The following is a 6,258-nucleotide window of genomic DNA, read 5'->3' as shown; positions in this document are numbered from 1 at the left end:
AGCGCACCGCGCGGCGCCGGACCGGCACCGCACCCCGCGAACGCCGCGACCCCGAACGTGGAGATCGCCGCCAGCGCAGCACCACGAGGGGGTGACCGAGCATGTCTGTCGTGCAGGCCGGCGGCGGTGGGCGGTCATGCACGCCTCAGCACCGGGCACGACCCTGAACGGATCGCGGGACTCGTCCGCGTCGACCGCATCCGCGCGCTGAGTTCGAAAACGCGGGTGCGGCGCGGGCAGCCATGAGGTGCACGCTGCAAGGTCGCCGGCGTCGACGGCCTCGTCTGTTACGTCGAGCACCGGCGGGGCATGTCCCGGCGCCACCCGGGTACACAACGCGCCGTCAACCGATAAGGCTGTACCTCGCAAAGGAGTGGGCATGTCTGAGCGCAATACGGTGCTGCGGGCGATGCATGACGCCGGACTCGCCACATGGTTCGGCGGGTCGCTGATGGGGGCGGTAGGGCTCAACGGCGCAGCCGCCAAGGTCCACGATCCACGTGAGCGGATGAGGGTCGCGTCAGTCGGCTGGAGCCGATGGAAGCCGGTCAACGCCGCAGCGATCGGCAGCCATCTTGCCGGCGCGGCCGGACTGCTCGCCACCAACGCCGACCGGGTCACCAACGAGAGGGGTGTCGCCGCGATGAGCGCGGTCAAGACCGGCCTCACCATCGCCGCGCTCGGCGCCACCGCGTACAGCCGGGTGCTGGGCCGGAGGATCGAGCGGGCCGGTGAGGTGTCGGTTGCCGGTGTCACAGAGCCGGGCCCGGACACACCGCCGGACATCAGCGACGCACAGCGCAGGCTCCGCGTGGCCCAGTGGTCGATTCCGATCTTTACCGGCGCGCTGCTGGCGATCAGTGCCCTGGCCGGCGAGCAGCAGAAGTCGAGGTCGAGCACCCGGAGCACGTGGGAGACGGCTAGGCGGACATGGCGGCAATTCGTATAGCCCGAGACCGGGCTGGCTGGCCGGCGCGTGTCAGTCCTCGCTGACGAGTCATTGCGCCAAGACCGACCGGCCTCCACGTGTATGAGGAGCGGGTGTGCTGACCGGCGCGGCGGTTGCCGTTCTACGGAAGGGCGGCGATCCGAGCTCGGTCCGGCGGAGCGCCACTTCCGTCCGTAGCGGCACCTAGGCGGCCATGCCACGCATGGCTTCCTCGAGTTTCTGCGGCCGATGACGGCAGTGAATCGGGCAAGGACCATGACCGTCCCCGTCCTCGTGATTGAGGCGGCGGCGACGTCGACACGGAGGTGGGGCGGCTGCTCGATCTCGGCGCGACCTACGCCGACGTGGACCAGCGCGACGACGAGCGCTTCGTCGTGTTGCGCGATGCGGAGGGCAGCGAGTTCTGCCAGCTGCGGTCCGTGAGCTGAGGTGCGCTGCCCGTTTACGGCCCGCCGCAGCGGGCACGGGAGCCGGGTACTCGCTGAAGGAGGAGCCCATGAAGGCCGTGGTTTATCAGGGCCCGCGCGACGTCGCGGTGCGAGACGTGCCGGATCCGACGATTCAGGCGCCGACCGACGCGATCGTGCGGATCACCACCACGAACATCTGTGGTTCGGATCTGCACATGTACGAGGGTCGCACATCCGTCGAGGAGGGTAAGGTCCTCGGGCACGAGAACATGGGCGTCGTGGAGGCGGTCGGGAACGCGGTCGGCCGGGTGAAGGTCGGCGACCGGGTTTCGGTGCCGTTCAACATCGCCTGCGGTGCGTGCCGCAACTGCGTGTCGGGGTGGACGAGCTTCTGCCTGCGCATGAACCCGATCGACGGCATGGACGGTGCCGCCTACGGCTACGCGAATATGGGCCCGTACGACGGCGGGCAGGCAGAGTTTCTGCGGGTGCCGTACGCGGACTTCAACCTGCTGGAGCTACCGGCGGGCACGGAGCACGAGAACGACTTCACGATGCTGTCGGACATCTTCCCGACCGGCTGGCACGGCACCGAGCTGGCCGGGATGCAGCCCGGCGACCGGGTGGTCGTGTTCGGCGCCGGCCCGGTGGGGCTCCTCGCCGCGCACAGCGCGATGATCCGCGGGGCGTCCGAGGTGTACGTCGTGGACAAGGAACGCGACCGGCTCGACCTGGCCGGGAAGATCGGGGCGACGCCGATCGACTTCAGCCGGGGCGACGCTGTCGAGCAGATCCTGGACACGACCAACGGGCGCGGGGCGGACTGTGGTGTCGAAGCCGTCGGCTACCAGGCGCATGACCCCTCCGGGCGGGAGCACCCGGAACTGGTGCTGGACAACCTCGTCAAGGCGGTGCGCTCCACCGGCGGGATCGGCGTCGTCGGCGTCTACGTACCCGAGGACCCGGGAGCGTCCACCGACGGGGCGAAGGAGGGCCGGGTCGCGTTCGACTACGGCACCTTCTTCAGCAAGGGCCAGCGGATGGGCACTGGACAGTGCCCGGTCATGCGGTACAACCGGCAGCTGCGCGACCTGATCATCGCCGGCCGCGCCACGCCGTCGTTCCTGGTCTCCCAAGAGCTGCCGCTGCAGGAGGCGGCCGAGGGCTACCGCCACTTCGACCAGCGCGACAGCGGTTGGACCAAAGTGCTGCTGCACCCGTCCGGAAACTGAGTGTAACAACCGCGAGCCGCCGCCCGGCGAGACCGGACGGTGGCTCGTTGGTTTGGACGGTCGGTCAGTTCGAGGGGTTCGTACGGGGTGTCGGCGAGGAGTCGGGCGAGGTGGGTGGCGTTGGCGGCGAGGGTCTTCGTGGCGGCACCAGTGGTGTCGGGTTTCGGGCCGGCGTCGTTGTAGTTGGTCTTCTGCATGGCCTCGCCGACCCAGTACGTGCCGCCGGCGGCGGGGATGGTGAACCCGACGTCGTTGAGCGCCTGGAAGACCTCGGCGGTGGTGTGGTGGGCGCCGTCCTCGTTGCCGACCACGGCGACGGTGGCGACCTTGCCGTACGTGAGGAGCCGGCCCTGCTTGTCGGTCTCGGACAGTTCGGCGTCCAGGCGTTCGAGGACCACCTTGCACACCGACGCGGGCTGGCCCATCCAGATCGGGGTCGCGATCACCAGGATGTGCGCGTCGAGCAACTTGCGGCGGATCTGTGGCCAGGCGTCGCCGTCGCCCTCGTCGGTGGAGACGCCGAAGCGGATGTCCGTGGTCGACGACGCGGATCACCTCCCCGTCGACGTCGTGGTCGGCGAGCGCGGTCAGGACCTCCCGGCCGAGCAGTTCGGAGCTGGACGGGGCGGGGGACTTCTTCAGGGAACACACCAGAACGAGGGCTTTCAAGGTCGACATGATGTGACCGGTACCCGGCCCCCAGACCTGTGAGTCATCGTCATTTCGGTGCCGCTCTCGGGGATGCCCGTCGAGGGTGGGACTCGGGCTGGCTGATCGCCGCCCGGGTCGCGCCGCAGCCGGGCCGGGGAGCCGGAGAAGTCAAGGCCTGCTCGCCGTCACGGGCGACGTGCAGGCGGCTGCCCAGGGCGTCGTTTCAACGCTTCCGGGGCCATCGGCTCGTACCAGCGTCGTCCTCGACAAGCAGGATCTGCACCGCTGGCGCACTGTCCGGTCATCGACCTGGCAGGGGTCCTCTCGCCGAGCAAGCGGGCCGCGACCCGCCGGTAGCGTACTGCGCGGTGCTGAGCGCTACTGACGCCGGCCGCTCCCCCAACTCGCTACGACACTCGCTACGACACTCGCTACGACGTGGCCTGCGGTATGCCGTCGCGGGTCCCCGCCCTGGTTCCCGGATGTGGTGCGGGATGAGAGGTGGTGGGTGGTGGTGCGTGGCAGTCTTCGTGTGCCGTTCGGGCGTGTTTGCCCGGGCCTGAAGCGGCATTCGAATAGGCATGGATTATGAGCATGTCTCTGTCACTGCTTGCGAAGACGGGCCGTTGTTGCTGCGTGGGTCGTTCACCCTGCTGACCCAGGACGGCGAGGTCGGGGATCCGGGCCGGCGTACCGTCGCGCTGTGCCGGTGCGGCCGGTCCGCGGTCAAGCCGTTCTGCGACGGTACCCACAAGGCCGTCGGTTTTCAGGCATCCAGCGCGCCGGCCAGCAGGCGGCCTCTGGAGGACGTCTGAGCACGCAGGGAACTGTTCCGCTTGGCCCAGCGGCCCAGGACGTGTTCGCCGAACTTTGCGTCGAGCGCGAGGGCGCACTCCGCGCCGAACAGCACCATCGGCGCCTGGTCCGGTTCGTCGGCGCAGAACGAGCCGCACATGTCGTGCGCGGCGATCTGTTCATGCACCGCGTCGGCCTCGACGTGCTCATCGTAGAAGCGAGTCGCGTCGGGGTTGCCGCCGAGCCGGCGCAGGCCGTTGCCGTAGCGGCGGTTCGGCAGCGACGACGTCATCTCGTACACGGCGAGATGTCCGACAATCGCGCCGCGCAGCCGCCGGTGGAAGCCGAACAGCGACATGAGGTTGTTGGTGGCCAGGGTGATGGCGGGCACGGCGTCGAGGTAGGCGCCGTAGGTGTCGTCCAGGCCGAGTTCACGCATGGTGACGCGGAACAGCTCCGCGTGCATCCGTGGCAGTTGCCCGCCGCCGTACTCGTCGGCCTGGATCTCCACGAGCGCAGCCTTGGCCTGGCCCGCCAGCCTCGGTATCGCCCAGGTGTGCGGATCGGCCTCCCGCTGGTGGTACACCGACCGGTGCATGACGAACTCGCGGAACTGCCCGATCGTCGCCCGGCCGTTCAGGTATTTGGACAGCGACGGTCCCTCGTCGTGCTCGACCAGCGCCGCCAGGGCATGCGGCACCTCGTCCGCCGGCAGCGGTGCGGCCATCGGTACGAGCCGGTGCAGCGCCGACTCGAAACGCTCCTCGGCGAATCGCCGCAGCGCCAGCAGGCCGGGGTCCCATTCCCACCGGTCGTCGACGTCGTCGAATCCGCGGTAGTGCAGCTCGTAACAGATGTGCAGGGTGAGCTGGAGGTCCTCATCGGTGAACGGGTCGACGCCGATGGCGAGGTGCTGCTCCGAGCCGGCAGGCAGATCAGATGAGACGCCGGTCAGCGCATGCCCCAGCGCGGCGGAGACCGGACCTCGGGCCGCGGGGATGAACATGGCAGTCGTGTTCCCTCATTTGATCTGGTTAAGCGGCATTTTGCGGGAGAACCCGGAGGCCATGAGCACAGCCACGGAGGCACCGTTGCATCCCGACACCGCCCTGCGCAGGTTGGGCGTCGCGGTGAAGGCCCTCGGCTACCGCTTCACCACCGTCACACCGGCCACGCACGATCGGGTCAACCGCCGTCCCGGCAACGCCCGGGCCCGAGACCTCCGCGACGTGCTGGGCTGGAACCGGCCGTTCGGCCCCGGCGTGCTGCCGGAGGGCATCGTGGCGCTGATGGACGCCGCCGGCGTGCTGCGGCGGGACGGCGACAGGTGGCAGAGCCTGATCCGGTGTTCCACGTACGGCGGCGAACTGTTCATCCACTCGGCCTTCCCGCCGTCGGCGCCGGACGCGGTCTTCTTCGGGCCCGACACGCACCGCGCGGCCGATGCCGCCGTTGCGCACCTGCGCACCAGACAGCACCCGCCGCGACGGATCGTAGACATCGGCTGCGGGTCCGGCGCGGTGGCCGTGACGGTCGCCAGACACGCACCGGAAGCCGAGGTAGTCGCGGTCGACATCAACCCGGCCGCGCTGCGGTTCGCCCGGGTCAACGCCTCGCTCGCCCGTGCCCGCCGGGTCCAGATCCGTCACAGTGACCTGCTGCACGACGTGGACGGGTCGTTCGACCTGATCGTCTCGAACCCGCCGTTCATGATCGACCCCGAGGGGCGGACCTACCGCGACGGCGGGGGCCCGCACGGCCACGACCTGCCGCTGTCCGTCCTCGGCAGTGCCGTGCAACGGCTGGCCGCCGGTGGCTCACTGGTGCTGTTCAGCGGCACCGGCATCGTCGAGGGCCACGACCCGCTGCTGGCCGCGGTCACGGAACGACTCGCCGGCACCGACCTGCGCTGGACATACCGAGAAGTCGATCCGGACGCCTACAGCGAGAACCTGGACAGCTCCGCCTACGCGCACGCTGAGCGGATCGCCCTCGCCGTGCTCACCGCGACCCGCCCCTGAAAGGCACACGATGTCACTGACCGCATCCGGTCCCGCAGCCGCCGCTGGCACCATCGCGCAGCAGCGGCTCACCGTCGGGGGGGGGGGGGGGGGGGTCCCCCCCCCCCCCCCCCCCCAAAAAAAAACCACGACCGGCGGAGAAGAAAACGCCAAGATCCCCCCCAACACGCGGGAGAAGAGAAAGGGCAGGGTTCAGCGCA

General features: G+C 69.6%; 6 protein-coding genes and 1 pseudogene. 5 read left to right on the top strand and 2 right to left on the bottom strand.

The window, feature by feature from the left end:
- Positions 1-379 precede the first annotated feature (379 nt).
- The 3 genes and pseudogenes from ACZ6TV_RS54725 to ACZ6TV_RS54715 all read left to right on the top strand — a co-directional run bounded on the left by ACZ6TV_RS54725 (position 380) and on the right by ACZ6TV_RS54715 (position 2,591).
- Positions 380-949, top strand: coding sequence for a hypothetical protein (locus tag ACZ6TV_RS54725; RefSeq protein ID WP_465309609.1), 570 nt, complete (start codon positions 380-382; stop codon positions 947-949).
- 302 nt (positions 950-1,251) lie between these two features.
- Positions 1,252-1,377, top strand: a pseudogene (locus ACZ6TV_RS54720) (VOC family protein); the annotation flags it as partial.
- A 68-nt stretch (positions 1,378-1,445) separates the two neighbouring features.
- Positions 1,446-2,591, top strand: a complete 1,146-nt coding sequence (locus ACZ6TV_RS54715) for a glutathione-independent formaldehyde dehydrogenase (protein WP_465309607.1) — start codon at positions 1,446-1,448, stop codon at positions 2,589-2,591.
- Here ACZ6TV_RS54715 and ACZ6TV_RS54710 read toward each other — a convergent pair.
- A complete protein-coding gene (locus ACZ6TV_RS54710) occupies positions 2,525-3,058 on the bottom strand; it encodes a flavodoxin family protein (RefSeq protein WP_465309605.1) in 534 nt (177 codons plus the stop codon). The genes ACZ6TV_RS54715 and ACZ6TV_RS54710 overlap by 67 nt on opposite strands.
- A gap of 765 nt (positions 3,059-3,823) precedes the next feature.
- On the opposite strand from ACZ6TV_RS54710, the gene ACZ6TV_RS54705 reads away from it, so the two are divergent.
- The gene (locus tag ACZ6TV_RS54705) at positions 3,824-4,057 is read left to right on the top strand and encodes a CDGSH iron-sulfur domain-containing protein (protein ID WP_465309603.1); all 234 of its coding nucleotides are present in this window, start codon (positions 3,824-3,826) and stop codon (positions 4,055-4,057) included.
- Here ACZ6TV_RS54705 and ACZ6TV_RS54700 read toward each other — a convergent pair.
- A complete protein-coding gene (locus ACZ6TV_RS54700) occupies positions 4,009-5,043 on the bottom strand; it encodes an iron-containing redox enzyme family protein (RefSeq protein WP_465309601.1) in 1,035 nt (344 codons plus the stop codon). The genes ACZ6TV_RS54705 and ACZ6TV_RS54700 overlap by 49 nt on opposite strands.
- Before the next feature lie 61 nt (positions 5,044-5,104).
- Here ACZ6TV_RS54700 and ACZ6TV_RS54695 point away from each other — a divergent pair, with 61 nt between their 5' ends.
- Positions 5,105-6,058: a methyltransferase gene (locus ACZ6TV_RS54695; RefSeq protein ID WP_465309599.1), complete on the top strand. Its 954-nt coding sequence runs from the start codon at positions 5,105-5,107 to the stop codon at positions 6,056-6,058.
- The last annotated feature ends 200 nt before the right edge of the window (positions 6,059-6,258 follow it).

Source organism: Dactylosporangium sp. NPDC051087 (assembly GCF_055586325.1).
Note: the sequence above shows the minus strand (reverse complement) of the source record. Positions and strands in the feature narration are given on the sequence as shown.

Coding starts and splice junctions, on each gene's coding strand:
- ACZ6TV_RS54725 (WP_465309609.1), top strand. CDS start 380: ATGTCTGAGCGCAATACGGTGCTGCGGGCGATGCATGACGCCGGACTC.
- ACZ6TV_RS54715 (WP_465309607.1), top strand. CDS start 1,446: ATGAAGGCCGTGGTTTATCAGGGCCCGCGCGACGTCGCGGTGCGAGAC.
- ACZ6TV_RS54705 (WP_465309603.1), top strand. CDS start 3,824: ATGGATTATGAGCATGTCTCTGTCACTGCTTGCGAAGACGGGCCGTTG.
- ACZ6TV_RS54700 (WP_465309601.1), bottom strand. CDS start 5,043: ATGTTCATCCCCGCGGCCCGAGGTCCGGTCTCCGCCGCGCTGGGGCAT.
- ACZ6TV_RS54695 (WP_465309599.1), top strand. CDS start 5,105: ATGAGCACAGCCACGGAGGCACCGTTGCATCCCGACACCGCCCTGCGC.